Origin of the sequence: Streptomyces sp. NPDC057253 (assembly GCF_042669125.1) — a bacterium.
GTDB lineage: Bacteria > Actinomycetota > Actinomycetes > Streptomycetales > Streptomycetaceae > Streptomyces.
On sequence record NZ_JBHUXV010000008.1, the window covers coordinates 65,535 to 81,191 of the forward strand.

Genomic DNA, 15,657 nt, shown 5'->3' on the forward strand with positions numbered 1-15,657 from the left:
AGGACCTCAAGCCAGTCGCGCCGCTCGTCCAGCCCGTTGCAGCAGCCGGAGCCCGTGCAGGTAGCCCCCGAGCGGATCGGCGGGACGCGGCGGGCTGCCGTCCTCCTCAGGATCAATGCTGTTGGCGTCGGCGATACGCATCACGGCTGTGCCGACCTCGGCAGCGTCGAGTGCGCCGCTGAGCGGCAGAAAGCCGTACGGCATGGACTCCGCGACCGGCCAGAGAGTGAAGCCGTCCGAGGCGGAGATCTCCAGGACGGGCTGCAGAGCGATCACTCGGCAAGTCTGCGGCGCGCCTGCTCGCGGTGCACTGCAATTGCCGTCGGACGGGTAGCTTCCCGGCATGGGGGAGAGCGAGGTCGTGCCGGAGAAGGTGGCCTGGGTTCTGGTGCGGGGTGGGCGGGTGTTGGTGACGCGCAACCGCGGGGTGGACCTCTTCTACTTTCCCGGTGGGAAGCGGGAACCGGGTGAGTCCGATGACGAGACCCTGATGCGTGAGATCGACGAGGAGCTCCAGTCCCGGATCGACACCTCCACGATGACGCACGTGGGCACCTTCGAGACGCACAGGGACCATGACGGCCACCCCGAGTTCCGCATGATCTGCTACACCGCCGAGTACGAGGGCCCCTTGCTCCCCTCGCGAGAGATCGCCGAGTCGGACTGGTTCGGCTACGGCGATCGTGCGCGCGTCTCGGCGGTGGACCAGTTGGTGTTCGACATGCTGCGCGCCTCCGGCCAACTCACTTGAAGGGACGCTCAGTTACGGAGCCGCGAGCAGCCCCCGGCCCAGCCAGTCCTTCCCGTCCCGCACACCCGGCAGAGCGAAGAAGTAACCCCCGCCGGTAGGCGAGATGTAGTCGACGAGCGGCTCGTCGATCAGCCGGGTCTGCGTCGCCTCGAACTGCCGTTGGACGTCCTGCTGGTAGCAGCAGAACACCAGCCCCATGTCGAGGTTGCCGACGGAGTCGATCCCGCGGTCGTAGTTGTAGCCGCGCCGCAGGATGCGGGAGCTGTCGGTGCGGGCGGTGCGGGGATTGGCCAGCCGGATGTGCGCGTCGAGCGGGATCGCCTCGCCCTTGGGGTCCTTGGCGTAGTTCGGAATGTCGGTCTCCGTGGCGCCGTCCAGCGGCGCGCCGGTGTCCTTGCGCCGGCCGAACATCAACTCCTGCTCGCTGAGCGAGACCCGGTCCCAGAACTCCACCAGCATCCGGATGATCCGGATCACCTGGTAGCTGCCGCCCGAAGTCCAGGCGGGCTCACCGTCCCCGTCCCCGACCCACACGAGCCGGTTGGTCTCACGGGCCGAGTGAACGTCCGGGTTGGCGATGCCGTCCTTGAAACCGAGCAGATTGCGCTGGGCGCCGGTCGGCCGGGGCGCGTTCTGGAAACCGTCGATGCGCCACTTGATCTGCATGGCGCCACGCGTGTGCTTGGCGATGTCGCGCAGCGCGTGCAGCACGGTGTCCTGCCGGTCCGCACAGATCTGGAGGGACAGGTCACCGTGGCACTCGGCGGCCCGGAGGTTGTCGTTGGGGAAGGTCCGCATCGCGGTCAGCCGGCGTGGCCTGGCCTTGGCGAGGCCGTAGCGTTCGTCGAAGAGGGACGCGCCGACGCCGACCGTCACCGTCAGGCCGTCGGCGGGGACGGTCGGGCCGAGGATGCCGTTGTCGGAGGGCGGGGCGCCCACACCGAGGTCGGCTGGGGTGCCGCCGGAGGTGAGGAAGCGCGCCCGGGCGGTGATCGTGCGCAGCAGGTCGGCGAGTTCGGCGCGGCCGTCCGCGATCACGTCGAACGACACGAAGGTGGCCGCCGCCGGCGCGGGCGTGACGATCCCGGCCTGGTGGGCGCCGTGGAACGGGACCGCGGGGGAGTTCTCCGTCCGCGTGGCCGCCTGCGCGGTGCCCCCGCTCTCGGCGAGCGCGAGACCGCCGCCGGCCAGCACTGCCCCGGCCGCCCCGGCGCCCAGGGCCGTCTTCACGAAGGAACGGCGGCCGGCACCGACGGGACAACCACCCTGCGGGGCGGGGGATTCGGCGGACGGCATGGGGGTGTTCCCTTCGCTCGGTGCGGAGTTGTCGTGGCGGGTGCTCATCAGGCGGACTTCCGGATCTCCAACAGGTCCGGAACCGGGGAGAGGTCCTCCAGGAGTTGCCCGGTGGCTCCGTCCACCCGGGCCCGTGCGGTGGCGTCGAGCTGAGTGACAGGGGTCCATGCGTCGCCGTGCCGGGCCGCGTCGAGGAGCGCCTGAAGACGGGCGATGTCGGCGTCGACCGTCGGCAGCAGGCGCGGCGCACGCGTGGTGAGCAGCGGCCTGAGTACGGCGATCAGCTCGCGCGTGCCGGCGAGATTGGCGTCGGCGGTGGCGAGGTTGGTGCCGCTGCCCTCGTCGGTGTCTCCGGTCAGTTCGAACTGGAGGGTGTTCTCGAGGATCTCGTGGGCGCGCAGCGGCAGGTCGGAGGGGTCGAAGTCCTGCTGCGGGAAGGCTTGTTGGAGTCCTGCGGCTTCCGTGGCGAGCTGCTGGGCCGGAGCGGTGAGCGAGGCCGCGGACTCGCCGTGCCACAGGCCGTACTCGACGCGGTGGAAGCCGGCGAAGTCCTTGCCGTGCACGCCGCCCGGCAGCCCGTCGGCCCTGCCGTTGATCTTCTGGTCGAAGTCCTCGAAGGTGCCGTAGGCGGCGCCGAGGGAGGAGTAGGTGAGGTGCGCGGTGAGCCAGTCGCCGCGCGCCTTGCCGAGGTGCCCGCCCTTGATGTCGGCGGCGAGGACGCGGGTCTGCCCGACGAGTGTTGCGAGGCCCTTGTCGACGTACGACCTGTACTGCCGGAGCGGGCCGGAGAGATCCTGCTCGGAGACCGGGACCACCGCCTGCGAGGTGCTCCCGCCGCTGACCCGGACCGCCTTGGAGGTCACCGCCGTCCCGCTGCTGGGCACGCACCGCCACGCGTACGTCCCGCCCGCGACGGTGGCGACCAGAGCCCGGGTGGTGCCGGGCGCCAGGCCCTCGACCTCGCCGTAGACGGCGTTGGTCGCCGGATCGACGAGGTACACCTCGGACGTCTTGTCGCCGGTGTTGTGCATCTGGAAGGTCTGCCGACCCGGCTTGGGCGCGCTGAACCCCTTGCCGCACTCCTTCTCGGAGACCGCCACGGTCTCGGCGGCGGCCGGCTTCGGGCGCCCGAAGGCGACCGCGGCACCGGCGATCACCGCGGGCACGGTGACGACGGCGACCGGCACGAACCAGACGGGGCGGCGTCGCACGGCCGACAGGGCGCGGCTCTCCGGACGCTGCTGGGATGCCTGGTCGGCGGTGGGCGCGGGGACCGCTTCACCATCAGCCGCCGGGACCGCTTCACGAGCACCCGCGGGGATCGCTTCACCGGCGGCCACGGCGGATTCGCCCACGTCCGTGGACTCGGCCGCGACGCGCTTCGGTGCCGTGCCGCGCACCCCCCGCACGAACAGCGTCATCACCACGGCGAGATACCCGCCGTAGCCGAGGACCTGAAGCCATGTCATGGTCGGCGTCAGATTGAAGACGCCCTGGACGAGGGTGCTGTACCAGGCCCCGGCGTCGACGCTGCCGCTCAGGTCGAAGGCGTACGACGTCCGCCCGGGCAGTACGCCGCCCTCCTGGAGGTCGCGAAGGCCGTAGCCGAGGACACCGGCGGCGATGACGATCAGCACCGCACCGGTGGCGGTGAAGAACCGCGTCAGGTTGATCCGCAGGACCCGCCGGTACAGGCCCCAGCACAGCGCGGCCGCGAGGACGAGTCCGATGGCGGCGCCGGTCAGCGGGCCCGCGGACTCCCCGGCCGCCTGGGCGGTGGTCCACAGGAACAGCGCGGTCTCCAGGCCCTCCCGGCCCACGGCGAGGAAGGACGTGGCGACCAGGACACCCGCGCCCATGCCGAGCGCGCCGGTGACCTTCTCCTTGATCTCGCCGGACAGGCTGTGGGCCGAGCGCCGCATCCAGAAGACCATGGCGGTGACGAAGGCGACCGCGATCACACTGAGGGTGCCGCCGAACGCCTCCTGGGCGGTCGCCGACAGGGAGGCCGCGGTGAAGGTGAGGACCGCGCCGAAGCTCAGCGCGAGCGCGATCGCCGCGAGGACACCGGTCCACACCTGCACAAGCCGGGCACGGGCACCGGCCCGCACCAGGGTCGCCACGAGGATGGAGACGATCAGTCCCGCTTCCAGTCCTTCCCGCAGTCCGATCAGGAAGCTCGGAAACGCGTCATCCCACATCCGGTCCTCATTAGCGTAGGCATGCCTAAGTTCAACGCGGACCATCATGACTGCGGGTATGCAATCAATCAGTCCCGGAAAGGTAATTCCGGAGCCAAAACCCGATCAGGAGATTCGTCCCGTCGTACGAAGAAGGCCCCGCTGTCGGCCCGGGATCCTCAGCCGACTACCGTCCTGCTGGGACGAGACCCGCTTCGCCCCGACCGGCTCGGAGGAGGACGGCCCCATGACCAGTGACCTGTCGACGACGGCCCTGTCGGCCGGACAGCTCGCCGAGCTGACGGTGGGCCGACTGCTGTCGTCCTGGCAACTGGACGTCCCGGCGCTGCTCCTGATCGCCGCGCTGGCCACGCTGTACGGCTGGGGCGTACTCCGGATCCACCGGCGCGGTGAGCGCTGGTCGCTCGCGCACACAGCCGCGTTCGCGCTCCTCGGACTGGGCTCCCTGACGGTGGCCACGATGTCGGGGCTCGCCGTCTACGACCACGTGCTGTTCTGGCCGGCCGCGGTGCAGAACATCCTCCTCGACCTGGTGGCACCGCTGGGCCTCGCCGTCGGTGACCCGCTGCGTCTCGCGGTCGAGGCGCTTCCCGAGGGCGCGGCGGCGCGGGTCCGGCGGACGATGACCGGCAGGCTGGTACGTGTCCTGACCTTCCCCCTGGTCAGCACGGTTCTGGTGCTGGCCACCGAGCTGACCGTGTACTTCACGCCGTACTTCGCCACCGCCCTGCGCGTGGGCTGGCTGCACCAGCTGATGTACCTGCACCTCCTGGTCGCGGGCTGCCTCTTCGTCGTACCGGTCCTGACCCGGGAACAGACCCTGCCCGCCTGGTGCACCCATCCGGTCCGAGCCGCGCTGGTCTTCCTCGACGGCATCGTCGACGCCGTCCCGGGCCTCGTCGTCATGACCCACGGCACGCTCATCGCGGGCGCCTGGTATCTGCACCACGCGCCCTCCTGGTCCCCGGACGTGCAGCACGACCAGCAGATCGGCGGCGGTGCGATGCTCGGCATCGCCGAACTGACCGCGCTGCCCTTCCTGTTGGCACTCCTCTTCCAGTGGGCCCGCGCGGAGCGGCTCCAGACCGCGGCACTGGACCGCCGCCTCGACGCGGAACTGGCTCCGGCGCGATCCCCGGCCCCGGGCCAGGATTCGGCGCCTGAACGCGTTCGCCCTTGGTGGGAGACCGAGCAGAACGAGGTGGCCGCGTGGATCCGACGGCATCATGGGGACGGCTGAGCGGCTTGCGTGGCGAGCGGGTCGGGCCGACGACGCCCTCGCTGTACCGGCCGCGGACCATACGATCCCGACATGACGATCAAGTACGAGTGGCGGGGCGACTTCAACAATGCCGCCCTCAACGCCCTTCACGCTGACGGATTCAACCACCCGCCCGCACAGACGGACTGGCGGGAACGACTTGAGCGCCACAGTCTCGGCTGGGTCTGCGCGTGGGAGGACGCTTCCCTGATCGGTTTCGTCAACGTGGTCTGGGACGGCGGTGTCCACGCCTTCATCCTGGACACGGTGGTCGCAACCCATGGCCGAGCAAGGGGTGTTGGCGCCGCGCTGGTCGCAACCGCGGCCCGCGAAGCCCGTAACGCGAAGTGCGAATGGCTCCACGTCGACTTCGAGGAGCACCTGCGTCCGTTCTACTTCGACGCGTGCGGCTTCAAGGAGACGACAGCCGGTCTGATCGCTCTGTAGAACTTTCTGGGCCAAGCGCGCAGGGCGTACGGTCCCACTTGACCCTACGCGTGTTCGCAGCGTGGATCGAGGGAGGGGAGACCGGGTGCTCGGCGGGATGAACTATGACGGCTCAAGTGAGTCGGACGCGGACGCCCCGGAGATGCGGTTGCGGCCCTTGACCGAGACGGGGGCACACCAGATCGAGCACTGGTTCGATCACCCGGAGGTCCAAAGCCGCCTGGGCGACCGTTCCTGGATCCACCGTCAGCTGAGGCTGATCGGCCGGCCTTCAAGCACCGTCTTCCGCGGCGCGACCGTACTGCGCTCCCACGCCTGGATCGGCCTGGACCAGTCTGGAACACCAGTCGCGTTCATCTGCGGCGACGTCTACGACCGCTGGGTCCGCTACCACGGCGAAGGTCCCGACGGCCCCCTCCTGTCGGAGGCCGCCCCCGGACGCGCCCTGGGCCTGGCCTACCTAGTCGACCCTTCCCGCCGCCGGCACGGATACGGCCGCTCGGCCCTCCGAAGCGTCCTCACCCACCCCGCCACCGGTGACGTCGACACATTCTTCTTGGGCATCGACGCCGACAACAACGCCAGCCGCCACTGCGCCGAATCCGCCGGCTTCACCCTCCCCGACCCCGAACCGGACCACGAGGGGATGCTCTACTACCGCCGCAACCGCCTGAGTTGAGCAGACGAGAGCAAGTCGGGCAGCTGGTCCGACGGCGACTTGCGCCAGGATCAGAGCGGACTTCGCCCGGAGGAAGCGCGGCGGCCCGGCATCCCGCCCAGCACCTCAACGGACCGGGATCGTCTGCTCTACAGTCACCCAAGTGACTGAGCTCAGCTACCTCCTCGCTGTCCAAGAGTCGTACGACACCGTCGCCGTCGAGTACGCGGAACGCGTCAAGGCCCCCGTGGACCTGGACCCGTTGTCCCGCGCGATGCTGGGTTCCTTCGCCGAAGTCGTGCAGGCGGCCGGGCTCGGACCGGTCGCCGACCTCGGATGTGGTCCCGGCAAGGTCACGGCTCACCTCGCGGAACTCGGGGTGCCCGTCTTCGGTGTCGATCTGTCCCCGAGGATGATCGACCTGGCCTCCGGGGCCTTTCCGGGGCTGCGCTTCGAGGTGGGCTCGATGACGTCGCTGGATATCCCGGACGACCACCTCGGCGGCATCCTGGCCTACTACTCGACTCACCACACGCCGCCGGATGCACTGCCCCAAGTGTTCGCGGAGTTCCACCGCACGCTCGCACCGGGCGGCCGACTGATGATGGCCGGCCATGTGGGAGACAACCTCCGGCTCCGGCCGACGGAGGCCTATGGAGGCCACCCGGTGTCCTACGAGTCCCACCTCCTCCCGGCGCAAAGGATCGTGGCACTCCTGGACCAGGCCGGACTCGCCCTCACCGCAAGCCTGTTGGAGGCGCCGGCCGAGGGAGCGAACCGTTCGATCGCCACGTTCCTGGCACAGAAGCCCCAGCAAGGGTGAGCACGTCAGGAACGCCGTCGGCGTTGGACCATCTGCCTCTGCAAGCTCGACGCGCCGGAAGCGGGCCTGCCCGGACGGTGCGAGGGGGAGGTGGAACAGGAAGGTCACACCCGGGGTTGCGCCAGGTACACGGTGGCGGTCATCGGTGCCGTCACGGGGCCGGTGCCGAGTCGTTCCGTCAGTTTCTGTGTGACCGTGGCTTGGAGGGCCTGTGCGTCTTCGTGGCCCTGTAGGGCGGCGCTTACCGGTGTGCCCGTGAGCAGGCCGGTGGCGACGGATGCGGCCGATTCCGCGGTGCCTTTCAGCGTTACCTCCTCGGTCGCGGCCGGTGTGAGGCCGGCGGCCTCCAAGTCTGCGATGACAGCGGCCGGATCGCTGTAGCCGTGGGGCACGTCCGTGAGGAACGAGGGAGCCGTCCCGGGCATGGACTGCTCCAGGGCGGCCTGGAAAGCGGCCGCGAACCCGTGCGAGGCCAGTGGACCCCAGCTGTTGAACAGGAAACTCCCCTGCGGGGCCATGACCCTGCGTACCTCGGCGTAGGCGGCGGGCTTGTCGGGGAAGAACATCACCCCGAACTGGCACAGCACGAGGTCGAATTCGCCGTCCTCGAAGGGCAGCTCCTGGGCGTCCGCCTGCCGCCACTGCGCGCGGGGTTCACGTGCCGACCCTGCGGTGACCATCGCTTCGTTGAGGTCGGTCGCCACGACCGACGCCGAGGGCACGGAAGTGAGCAGCGCCGAGGTCAGCGCGCCGGTTCCGGCGGCGAGCTCCAGGATCCTGCTCGGCCGCAGTGTTGCCGCCCTCTTGGCCAGGTCGGTGGCGAAGGGGCGGAAGAAGACCGGCACGAGGTGACGCTCGTAGGCATCGGGCATGGACCGAGTCCAGCGCCGGTTCGCATCGTCTGTGCTCATTTGGCCGACATTAGCCCCAAGGCAGGTGCCTGGGGAGGGTCGTAGCCATATGTCGTCTTCGGAGTCGACTCACTCCCGTCGGCGGGCTCCGGTCCAGGCCGTGTGGAGTGAGAGGCGTCAGTGCGACGGCCACGGCCCGCGACCACTTCCGGCGGGTCCTTCGAGAGGACCCGCCGGTCCCGTGGAGGGGCCAAGCCCAGGAGCAGGCGCGCGAGCTTCATGTCCTCGCGTCACCTCTCGCTGAGTGACAAGGTTGCTGGGCCAACCGCAACCGCTCCGGTCACGCTCTCCGCGTCAGAGCGCCGCCGTCGTCCCCTCGCCGGAGCCGCTGCCCGCGAGCCACTGGTCCCATCCCAGGTTGAAGTCGGCGTAGCCGTTGTCGGCCGGGGCCTTGCCGCGAGGTGAGCCGGTGATGGTGACGGGGTCGCCCTGCTTGACCTGGCCGTAGAACCACTTGGCGTCCGACAGGGACAGGTGGACGCAACCGTGCGAGCCGCGGGCGCTGCCGCTGCCGGGGTTGGGGTCGCCGGTCGAGTAGTGGACGTAGGTGCCGGACTGGGTGAGGTGGATGTCCCAGGGCAGTGTCAGGTCGTAGTAGTTGGGACTGCCCTTGTCGCAGCTGATGCCGACGCTGCAGGAGGTCATGTGGACCTTCTCCTGCTTGTCGATGACGGCCATAGTGCCGTCCCACGTCGGGAACTCGGCGCTGCCCGCGTTGATCGACAGGGTGCGCACCAGCGCGCCGTTCCGGGTCACCTTCATGGTGTGGCCGGTCACCGAGACGTCCGCGCGCACATCGTCACCGATCTTGAAGGTGTGCGTGTAGCCGTGCACGCCGTAGCGTCCGTTGCCGTTGCTGACGCCCGTCAGGTCGGCGTCGATCTTCACGGTCGTGCCGGAGGGCCAGTACGTCTTCGGGCGCCAGTCGGCGCGCTGGTCGCCCATCCAGTGCCAGGCGCCGACCACCGGCTGTGAGGCGCTCACCTTCATGTGCTTCTCGACCGTGGCCCGTGCCTTCGCCGCCACCGGGTTCGTGAAGATCACCGAGATCGGCATGGCCACGCCGACCGTGGTGCCCGTCTGCGGGGTGATCGTCTCCAGCAGCATCGGCGGGCCCGCCGGCTTCGTCGGTGACGGAGAGGCGGTCGCACTCGGCTTGGTCGACGCCTTCGGGTCGTCCCCGCTCGCCTTGTCGCTGCCGCCCCCGCCGCAGGCGCTCGCGCCCATCAGCGTCACACCCGTGACGAATGCGATCCATATGCTGGTCTTGCGCCGTCCCACGAACTGCCCCGGTCTGCTCGCTCCACGGCCCTGACGGGCCCATCTCCCTGTCAGACAGAGAAGGCCTAGGTGTCAGTTGCACGCATTGCGTAAAACGTCTCCCAAGGCTTGGTGCGACCTTCGTATGGGGGACGGCCGCCGTGGAGGGAGCTGCTGCCGCGAGCTGCGCCCGCCGGCAGGAGGGTCTTCTGTCGCCGTCCGCACCAGACACTCCTCGGCCTGGTGCGGCGCTGCCGGCATGCCGACGACAAGCGCCGGCCGGGCTCTGGTCAGGCGTACGGGTCGAAGGGGATGTCGGCCGGCTTGGCCTTGTTGAGCGTGTCGTTGAACTTGGAGTCCTGGAGCGGGAGGTTGGCGTCGCCCCAGTCGGAGCCGTTCAGGATGGTCCGCAGGTTGGGCGCGAGGTTGTCCCAGGTGAGGAGGTTCTCCTGGTGCCAGGCGCCGGTGTCGTTCTCGGCCGTCTCGCCCCACTTGGCGAAGCGGAAGGCGTGGGTGCTGGCGCCGTCCTTGTGGTAGACGGCCATGACCCGCTGGCCGCTCATCGGGACGTCGGCGATCGGGTGGGTGCTGAAGCCGCCGTGCCGGGAGGCGGACAGGTACGACGGTGTGTCCGCCCCCTGCTTGACCCACACGACCATGCACTCCCAGTCGTGGCGGTGACCGATGCCCGGCGAGGCCTCGTCCTTCTCGAAGTAGCTGGCGTAGATGATTCCGCACCAGCTGTTGTTGCACTTGGCCCGCGAGTAGGTGTTGGCGTGGTCGAGGTGGCCGTCGCGGCACTGGCCGGTGATGGAACCGGTCGGCTTCAGGCCGCCGTTGAGGGTTCCGTTCGCGTCGATGGCGGCGGCCGGGTAGCAGGAGTCCGTGTCGTAGTCGTACACGGGCTCGAAGTACTTCTGGAACGTCGTGGTGTTCTCGGGCAGGTTCTGCAGCACGCCCGCGGAAGCGCTGCCTGTCAGGGTGACGGCGAGAGCGGCGCCGCTGCCCGTGACGGCGGCGGCTCTGGCAAACCGGAAGGTTCTGCTGGTGGTTCGAGGCATGGGCGTCTCCGTGGTGACATGACGGTCGCGGACATGACATCCGGCGTGTGCAGACAGAGACTGGCAAGTCGAGGCGCCGATGGAAGGGCTTTCCATCAAACTCGGGGCGGCATTTTGCCGAACTGACCGGCGTACGTCGGTTGTTCGGCGGGTGCGGGCGGTCGGCTGGCATGCCCGCACACGACGTCACATGGGGAGCCTTTGTGTTTCAGCCGTCGCGCTCAGCCAGTCTCCTTCACGATGCAAAAGGGGTGCCCCACCGGATCGGTGAGAACGCGCGCCTTGGTGCCATGAGGCTGGTGGTCCGGTCTGCCCGCGCCCAGCTCCAGCAACCGGGCTTCCACCTGGTCCAACCCCTGCTTGACCTTGAAGCACATGTGCAGTTCTGAGGAACGGCCTGAAGATCTCGTCCTTACAGTCGAGACCGGCGGAGTCGGCGTTCGGCTTGGGCTGGAGTCCCAGCCCGGGCTTGCTGATAAAACACCGCCAAAGCCAGCGGGTCCCCACAGGCGAGGGTTACCGCGCTCAACTTCAACTGCAACTGCCTGACGCCTCCCTGGCGATCAGTCACTTGCTCCGTCAGGGGCGGAAGGTCCGGCGATACGTGTCGGGTGGGACACCCACGCTGCGGTGGAAGTGGCGGCGCAGAGTCGTCGCCGTGCCCATGCCCGTGGCGGCGGCGATGGTGTCCACCGTGGCGTCCGTGGTCTCCAGCAGTTCCTGGGCGTGGCGGATGCGCTGGGTGTGCAGCCACTGCAAGGGCGTGATGCCGGTGAGGTGTTTGAAGTGGCGGCCGAGGTGCCGAGTGCTCATACGGGCCTGGCGGGCCAGGTCCTCCACGGTCAGCGGCTGGTTCAGGCGTTCCAGGGCCCAGGGGAAGAGCTCGTCCAGGGGATGGTTGCCCGGCGCCGGGAGCGGGGTCGCGATGAACTGGGCCTGGCCGCCGTCGCGGTGGGGCGGGATGACCAGGCGCCGGGCGATCGTGTTGGCGTTGGCCGAGCCGTGGTCGAGGCGGACCAGGTGCAGGCACAGGTCCATGGCGGCGGCCTTCCCCGCGGAGGTGAGGACGTCGCCGTTGTCGACGTAGAGGACGTCCGGATCGACGGTGGCCTTCGGGTGGCGTCGCGCCAGTTCCTGCGTGTGGGCCCAGTGCGTGGTGGCACGCCGGCCGTCGAGCAGTCCTGCCGCGCCCAGGACGAAGGCGCCTGTGCACAGTGATGCCACGCGGGCGCCGGCCGCGTGAGCCGCGCGCACCGCCTCGACCAGCTCGGCGGGCGGGGCGAGGTCGGTGTCTGCCCAGCCGGGGACGATGACCGTGTCCGCGTGTGCCAGGTGGTCGAGTCCGTGGTCGGGTTCCAGGCTGAAGCGGCCGATGCGGACCGGCCCGCTGCCGCAGAGGGAGAAGTCGTACCAGGGGTCGACGAGGTGGGTGAGGTCGGATCCGAAGACCTCGACGGCTACGGACAGTTCGTAGTGGAGCATGCCGTCGGTGACGGCCAGCGCGACAGCGGGCATGTCCGAAACTGTACGCGCCATGTCGTTTCCGACACTCGTGCGGGGTGGTGGCGGAGAGACAGGATGTGGGGGTCGGGCCGCGGCGGATCGAGTGCGCGGCGGGCGTTCGCGTACAGGGGAGCGGTCTCATGGGGTCAGGTCAGCTGGTGACGGTGTTCGGCGCCTATGGTCACACCGGGCGGTTCGTGGTCGCGGAGCTGGTCGCACGCGGGTTCGTCCCGGTGCTGTCCGGACGGAACGCGCAGGATCTGGACGAGTTCGCCCGTGAGCTGGGGCTGGAAGCCCGGGCGGCGTCGGTGGACGACGCGGCGTCGCTGGGCCGGGCCCTGGCGGGAGCAGTGGCGGTCATCAACTGCGCCGGTCCCTTCGCCTCGACCACCGGCCCGGTGATCGAGGCCGCCCTGCGCGCGAAGATCCCCTACCTGGACGTGGCCGCCGAACTCGAGGCCAACCTCGACACCTTCGCGCACTACCGCGAGCGGGCCCGGGACGCGGCAGCGGTGATCGTCCCGGCGATGGCCTTCTTCGGCGGCCTCGGCGACCTGCTGACCACCGCCGCGATGGGTGATTGGACCGAAGCCGAAGAGGCACACATCGCCTACGCGCTCAGCAGCTGGCACCCCACCGCCGGTACCCGGCGCTCGGGCGCGGTCTCCCGCGAGCGCCGCGGTGCGCGCCGCCTGCGCTATCGCGGCGGACAGTGGGAGCACCGCACGGACGCGGCGCCGACTCTGGAGTGGACCTTCCCGGAACCGATGGGATCCCGGCCCGTGGTCGGGGAGTTCACGATGGCGGACGTCGTCACCGTGGCCCAGCACCTCGCCGTCCCCGACGTGACCACCTACATGACCACGCAGGCCGTCCGAGACATCGCCGCCCCCGAGACGCCGGCCCCGAGCGCCGCCGATGACAGCGGGCGCTCGGACCAGACCTTCCTCGTGGACGTGGTCGTCCGCTCAGGCGGCGTCGAACGCCGGGCGACAGCCGGCGGTCAGGACATCTACGCCGTCACCGCGCCCCTCGTCGTCGAGGCTCTCGAGCGCGTCCTGGGCGGCCGTATCAGGACCGTCGGTGCCGTCTCCGCGGGTGAGATCTTCGACGCCACCGACTTCCTGCACGCCCTCGCCCCGCACATCACCTTCGACCTGCACCCGCAGAAGCAGTACGCCTGATCCGCGGCGAGGCGGCTGTGCCGGCCGCCCCGTCGGTGTCGTACGGTCTGAGGTCGCTCGCCCTCCGGCCAGGGAATCAGGCGGCGATGAGCTCCGGCTCGCGTTCCGGCGTGCTGACGGTGGGCTTCTTCTTGTTCGGCAGGGAGAGCCGGAAGACCTTGCGCCAGGCGGAGAACACCTGCTTGGGCAGCGGGCCGGTGACGTACTCCAGCTCGTACTTCTCGAACAGCGCGCGCACCTTCACCGCGACCTCGGCGTACCGGTTGCTCGGCAGGTCCGGGAACAGGTGGTGCTCGATCTGGTGCGAGAGGTTGCCGGTCATGAAGTGCATGGCCTTGCTGCCGCTGATGTTCGCCGAGCCCATCATCTGGCGCAGGTACCACTGGCCGCGCGTCTCGCCCTTGATCGACCGGCGCTCGAAGACCTGGACGCCCTCGGGGAAGTGCCCGCACATGATCACCGAGTGGGACCAGAGGTTGCGGACCAGGTTCGCGGTGAACGTGGCGGCGAGCGTGGGCAGGAACGACGGGCCCGACAGCAGCGGGTGGATCACGTAGTCCTTGAGCACCTGCTTGCGGATCTTGCGGCCCACCGCCTTGGCCCGCGCGCGGAACTCCGGGTTCTTGCGGCGGCGCTTGTGCAGGTTCTTGCCGAGTTCCAGGTCGTACGCCGCGATGCCGTACTCGAAGAAGCAGGCGTTGATGAAGTTCCACAGCGGCTGGCCGAGGTGGAAGGGGTGCCACTTCTGGTCCTCGTCGACGCGCATGATGCCGTAGCCGAGGTCGTTGTCCTTGCCGATCACGTTGGTGTACGTGTGGTGCAGCTCGTTGTGCGAGTGCTTCCACTGGTCGGCCGGCGAGACGTGGTCCCACTCCCAGGTGGTGGAGTGGATCTTCGGGTCGCGCATCCAGTCCCACTGGCCGTGGAGGATGTTGTGGCCGATCTCCATGTTGTCCATGATCTTCGCCACGGAGAGGCCGGCGGTGCCGATCACCCATGCGGGCGGGAAGATCGAGAACAGCAGCACGCCCCGGCTGACGAGTTCGAGCGTGCGCTGCGCCGAGATGACCTTGCGGATGTAGGCGGCGTCCTTCTCGCCGCGGCCGGCGATCACCTCGTCGCGGATCGCGTCCAGCTCGCGGCCGAGCTCCTCGATCTGCTCCGCGGTCAGATGGGCGGTGGGGTCGATGGCGGTCAAGGTGCTCCTACCGTTCGATGTCGCAGGGGCCCGCGGCGGCGGACACACAGGTCTGGATGAGGACGCCCGGCTCGGCCTCGGTGATCTCGCCGGTGCGCAGGTCGCGGACGGCGCCCGCCTTGAGCGGTGTGACGCAGCCGAAGCAGATGCCCATGCGGCACCCGGACGGCATGAGCACGCCGGCCTCCTCGCCGATGTCCAGCAACGGCGTGGCGCCGTCCGCGTCGACGGTCTTGCCGGTGGTGCTGAAGGTGACCTCGCCGCCGTCACCGGTGGCGATCACGCTGGGGCGGAAGCGTTCGGTGTGCAGGCGCTCCGGGACGCCGTGCTCGCTCCAGTGCTTTTCGGCTGCATCCAGCAGGCCCGCGGGCCCGCAGGCCCAGGTCTCGCGCTCGGCCCAGTCGGGTACGAGTTCGTCGAGACGGGCGATGTCGAGCATGCCGTCGGTGTCGGTGTGCACCTCGGTGAGCCGCAGCTTCTTGTCCGCGACCAGGTCGTGCAGTTCGCTGCGGAAGATCACGTCCTGCGGCTGGGGCGCCGAGTGGACCATGACGACGTCCTCGAACTCGGTGTCGCGCAGCATGCCCATCACGGGCGTGATGCCGCTGCCGGCCGTCAGGTAGAGCACCTTGGCGGGCTTGACCCGCGGCAGCACGAAGTCGCCGGTCGGCTGGTCGAGCTGGATCAGCGTGCCCGGCTTCGCCCGGCGGACCAGGTGGTTGCTGACCTTGCCGTCCGGGATCGCCTTCACGGTGATCGTGACGCGGCCGTCCGGGCGGTTCGTCGGCGAGGTGAGGGAGTAGGCGCGCCACAGGCGCACGCCGTCGACGTCGACCCCGATCCGCACGTACTGACCGGCCGTGTGGCCGCGCCAGCCCCGTCCCGGTCTGATCACGATGGTCGCGGCGTCACCCGTCTCGGGGTGCACGGCCTCGATACGCCCCCGAAGGTCGGCGCCCGCACGCAGCGGGCTGACCAGGTCGAGGTAGTCCGACGGCAGCAGCGGCGTCGTGACCATCTCCAGCAGTTTCCACGCCCTGCTGCGGAGGGCTGTACTCGTCATGAGTCCAGCTTGCTGCGTCTCAGGGCGTAAAGTCCTGACC

The 15,657-nt window shown here is 69.5% G+C and carries 16 protein-coding genes; 6 read left to right on the forward strand and 10 right to left on the reverse strand.

The window, feature by feature from the left end; all coding sequences use genetic code 11:
• Window positions 1-6 precede the first annotated feature (6 nt).
• Window positions 7-276 carry a hypothetical protein gene (locus ACFULQ_RS06355; protein ID WP_383538895.1) on the reverse strand — a complete coding sequence of 90 codons (270 nt, stop codon included), beginning with the start codon at window positions 274-276 and terminating at the stop codon, window positions 7-9.
• 67 nt (window positions 277-343) lie between these two features.
• Here ACFULQ_RS06355 and ACFULQ_RS06360 point away from each other — a divergent pair, with 67 nt between their 5' ends.
• The gene (locus tag ACFULQ_RS06360; RefSeq protein WP_383538898.1) at window positions 344-751 is read left to right on the forward strand and encodes an NUDIX domain-containing protein; all 408 of its coding nucleotides are present in this window, start codon (window positions 344-346) and stop codon (window positions 749-751) included.
• 12 nt (window positions 752-763) lie between these two features.
• Here ACFULQ_RS06360 and efeB read toward each other — a convergent pair whose 3' ends face one another.
• Entirely contained in the window at window positions 764-2,047 is a 1,284-nt protein-coding gene (gene efeB / locus ACFULQ_RS06365; RefSeq protein ID WP_383538900.1) for an iron uptake transporter deferrochelatase/peroxidase subunit, read from the reverse strand.
• Between the two features lie 47 nt (window positions 2,048-2,094).
• Window positions 2,095-4,248: an iron uptake transporter permease EfeU gene (efeU, locus tag ACFULQ_RS06370; protein WP_383538902.1), complete on the reverse strand. Its 2,154-nt coding sequence runs from the start codon at window positions 4,246-4,248 to the stop codon at window positions 2,095-2,097.
• 226 nt (window positions 4,249-4,474) lie between these two features.
• Between efeU and ACFULQ_RS06375 the strand changes: the two genes are divergently transcribed.
• The 4 genes from ACFULQ_RS06375 (at window position 4,475) to ACFULQ_RS06390 (ending at window position 7,437) form a co-directional block, all read left to right on the forward strand.
• Entirely contained in the window at window positions 4,475-5,488 is a 1,014-nt protein-coding gene (locus tag ACFULQ_RS06375; protein ID WP_383538904.1) for a cytochrome c oxidase assembly protein, read from the forward strand.
• A 72-nt stretch (window positions 5,489-5,560) separates the two neighbouring features.
• Complete coding sequence (locus ACFULQ_RS06380) at window positions 5,561-5,956, forward strand: GNAT family N-acetyltransferase (protein WP_383538907.1); 396 nt, start codon at window positions 5,561-5,563, stop codon at window positions 5,954-5,956.
• A 97-nt stretch (window positions 5,957-6,053) separates the two neighbouring features.
• Window positions 6,054-6,635: a GNAT family N-acetyltransferase gene (locus tag ACFULQ_RS06385; RefSeq protein ID WP_383538910.1), complete on the forward strand. Its 582-nt coding sequence runs from the start codon at window positions 6,054-6,056 to the stop codon at window positions 6,633-6,635.
• Between the two features lie 142 nt (window positions 6,636-6,777).
• On the forward strand, window positions 6,778-7,437 hold the full coding sequence (locus ACFULQ_RS06390; RefSeq protein ID WP_383538912.1) for a class I SAM-dependent methyltransferase: 660 nt from the start codon (window positions 6,778-6,780) through the stop codon (window positions 7,435-7,437).
• A gap of 104 nt (window positions 7,438-7,541) precedes the next feature.
• Here the strand turns inward: ACFULQ_RS06390 and ACFULQ_RS06395 are convergent, their stop codons facing one another.
• The 5 genes from ACFULQ_RS06395 to ACFULQ_RS06415 all read right to left on the reverse strand — a co-directional run bounded on the left by ACFULQ_RS06395 (window position 7,542) and on the right by ACFULQ_RS06415 (window position 12,184).
• A complete protein-coding gene (locus ACFULQ_RS06395; RefSeq protein ID WP_383538914.1) occupies window positions 7,542-8,348 on the reverse strand; it encodes a class I SAM-dependent methyltransferase in 807 nt (268 codons plus the stop codon).
• 294 nt (window positions 8,349-8,642) lie between these two features.
• Window positions 8,643-9,575 carry an Ig-like domain-containing protein gene (locus tag ACFULQ_RS06400; protein ID WP_383538917.1) on the reverse strand — a complete coding sequence of 311 codons (933 nt, stop codon included), beginning with the start codon at window positions 9,573-9,575 and terminating at the stop codon, window positions 8,643-8,645.
• A gap of 323 nt (window positions 9,576-9,898) precedes the next feature.
• Window positions 9,899-10,669, reverse strand: coding sequence for an NPP1 family protein (locus ACFULQ_RS06405; protein WP_383538919.1), 771 nt, complete (start codon window positions 10,667-10,669; stop codon window positions 9,899-9,901).
• Window positions 10,670-10,890: 221 nt separating this feature from the next.
• On the reverse strand, window positions 10,891-11,178 hold the full coding sequence (locus ACFULQ_RS06410) for a VOC family protein (RefSeq protein ID WP_383539104.1): 288 nt from the start codon (window positions 11,176-11,178) through the stop codon (window positions 10,891-10,893).
• Window positions 11,179-11,248: 70 nt separating this feature from the next.
• Entirely contained in the window at window positions 11,249-12,184 is a 936-nt protein-coding gene (locus tag ACFULQ_RS06415; protein WP_383538922.1) for a helix-turn-helix domain-containing protein, read from the reverse strand.
• Window positions 12,185-12,312: 128 nt separating this feature from the next.
• On the opposite strand from ACFULQ_RS06415, the gene ACFULQ_RS06420 reads away from it, so the two are divergent.
• A complete protein-coding gene (locus ACFULQ_RS06420) occupies window positions 12,313-13,356 on the forward strand; it encodes a saccharopine dehydrogenase family protein (RefSeq protein ID WP_383538924.1) in 1,044 nt (347 codons plus the stop codon).
• 76 nt (window positions 13,357-13,432) lie between these two features.
• Here ACFULQ_RS06420 and ACFULQ_RS06425 read toward each other — a convergent pair whose 3' ends face one another.
• Entirely contained in the window at window positions 13,433-14,554 is a 1,122-nt protein-coding gene (locus tag ACFULQ_RS06425) for a fatty acid desaturase family protein (RefSeq protein WP_383538927.1), read from the reverse strand.
• Window positions 14,555-14,561: 7 nt separating this feature from the next.
• Window positions 14,562-15,617 carry a ferredoxin reductase gene (locus ACFULQ_RS06430; RefSeq protein ID WP_383538930.1) on the reverse strand — a complete coding sequence of 352 codons (1,056 nt, stop codon included), beginning with the start codon at window positions 15,615-15,617 and terminating at the stop codon, window positions 14,562-14,564.
• Between the last annotated feature and the right edge of the window lie 40 nt (window positions 15,618-15,657).

Coding starts and splice junctions, on each gene's coding strand:
- ACFULQ_RS06375 (WP_383538904.1), top strand. CDS start 4,475: ATGACCAGTGACCTGTCGACGACGGCCCTGTCGGCCGGACAGCTCGCC.
- efeB (WP_383538900.1), bottom strand. CDS start 2,047: ATGCCGTCCGCCGAATCCCCCGCCCCGCAGGGTGGTTGTCCCGTCGGT.
- ACFULQ_RS06430 (WP_383538930.1), bottom strand. CDS start 15,617: ATGACGAGTACAGCCCTCCGCAGCAGGGCGTGGAAACTGCTGGAGATG.
- ACFULQ_RS06400 (WP_383538917.1), bottom strand. CDS start 9,575: ATGGGCGCGAGCGCCTGCGGCGGGGGCGGCAGCGACAAGGCGAGCGGG.
- ACFULQ_RS06405 (WP_383538919.1), bottom strand. CDS start 10,669: ATGCCTCGAACCACCAGCAGAACCTTCCGGTTTGCCAGAGCCGCCGCC.
- ACFULQ_RS06360 (WP_383538898.1), top strand. CDS start 344: ATGGGGGAGAGCGAGGTCGTGCCGGAGAAGGTGGCCTGGGTTCTGGTG.
- ACFULQ_RS06415 (WP_383538922.1), bottom strand. CDS start 12,184: ATGCCCGCTGTCGCGCTGGCCGTCACCGACGGCATGCTCCACTACGAA.
- ACFULQ_RS06395 (WP_383538914.1), bottom strand. CDS start 8,348: ATGAGCACAGACGATGCGAACCGGCGCTGGACTCGGTCCATGCCCGAT.
- ACFULQ_RS06385 (WP_383538910.1), top strand. CDS start 6,054: ATGAACTATGACGGCTCAAGTGAGTCGGACGCGGACGCCCCGGAGATG.
- efeU (WP_383538902.1), bottom strand. CDS start 4,248: ATGTGGGATGACGCGTTTCCGAGCTTCCTGATCGGACTGCGGGAAGGA.
- ACFULQ_RS06420 (WP_383538924.1), top strand. CDS start 12,313: ATGGGGTCAGGTCAGCTGGTGACGGTGTTCGGCGCCTATGGTCACACC.
- ACFULQ_RS06380 (WP_383538907.1), top strand. CDS start 5,561: ATGACGATCAAGTACGAGTGGCGGGGCGACTTCAACAATGCCGCCCTC.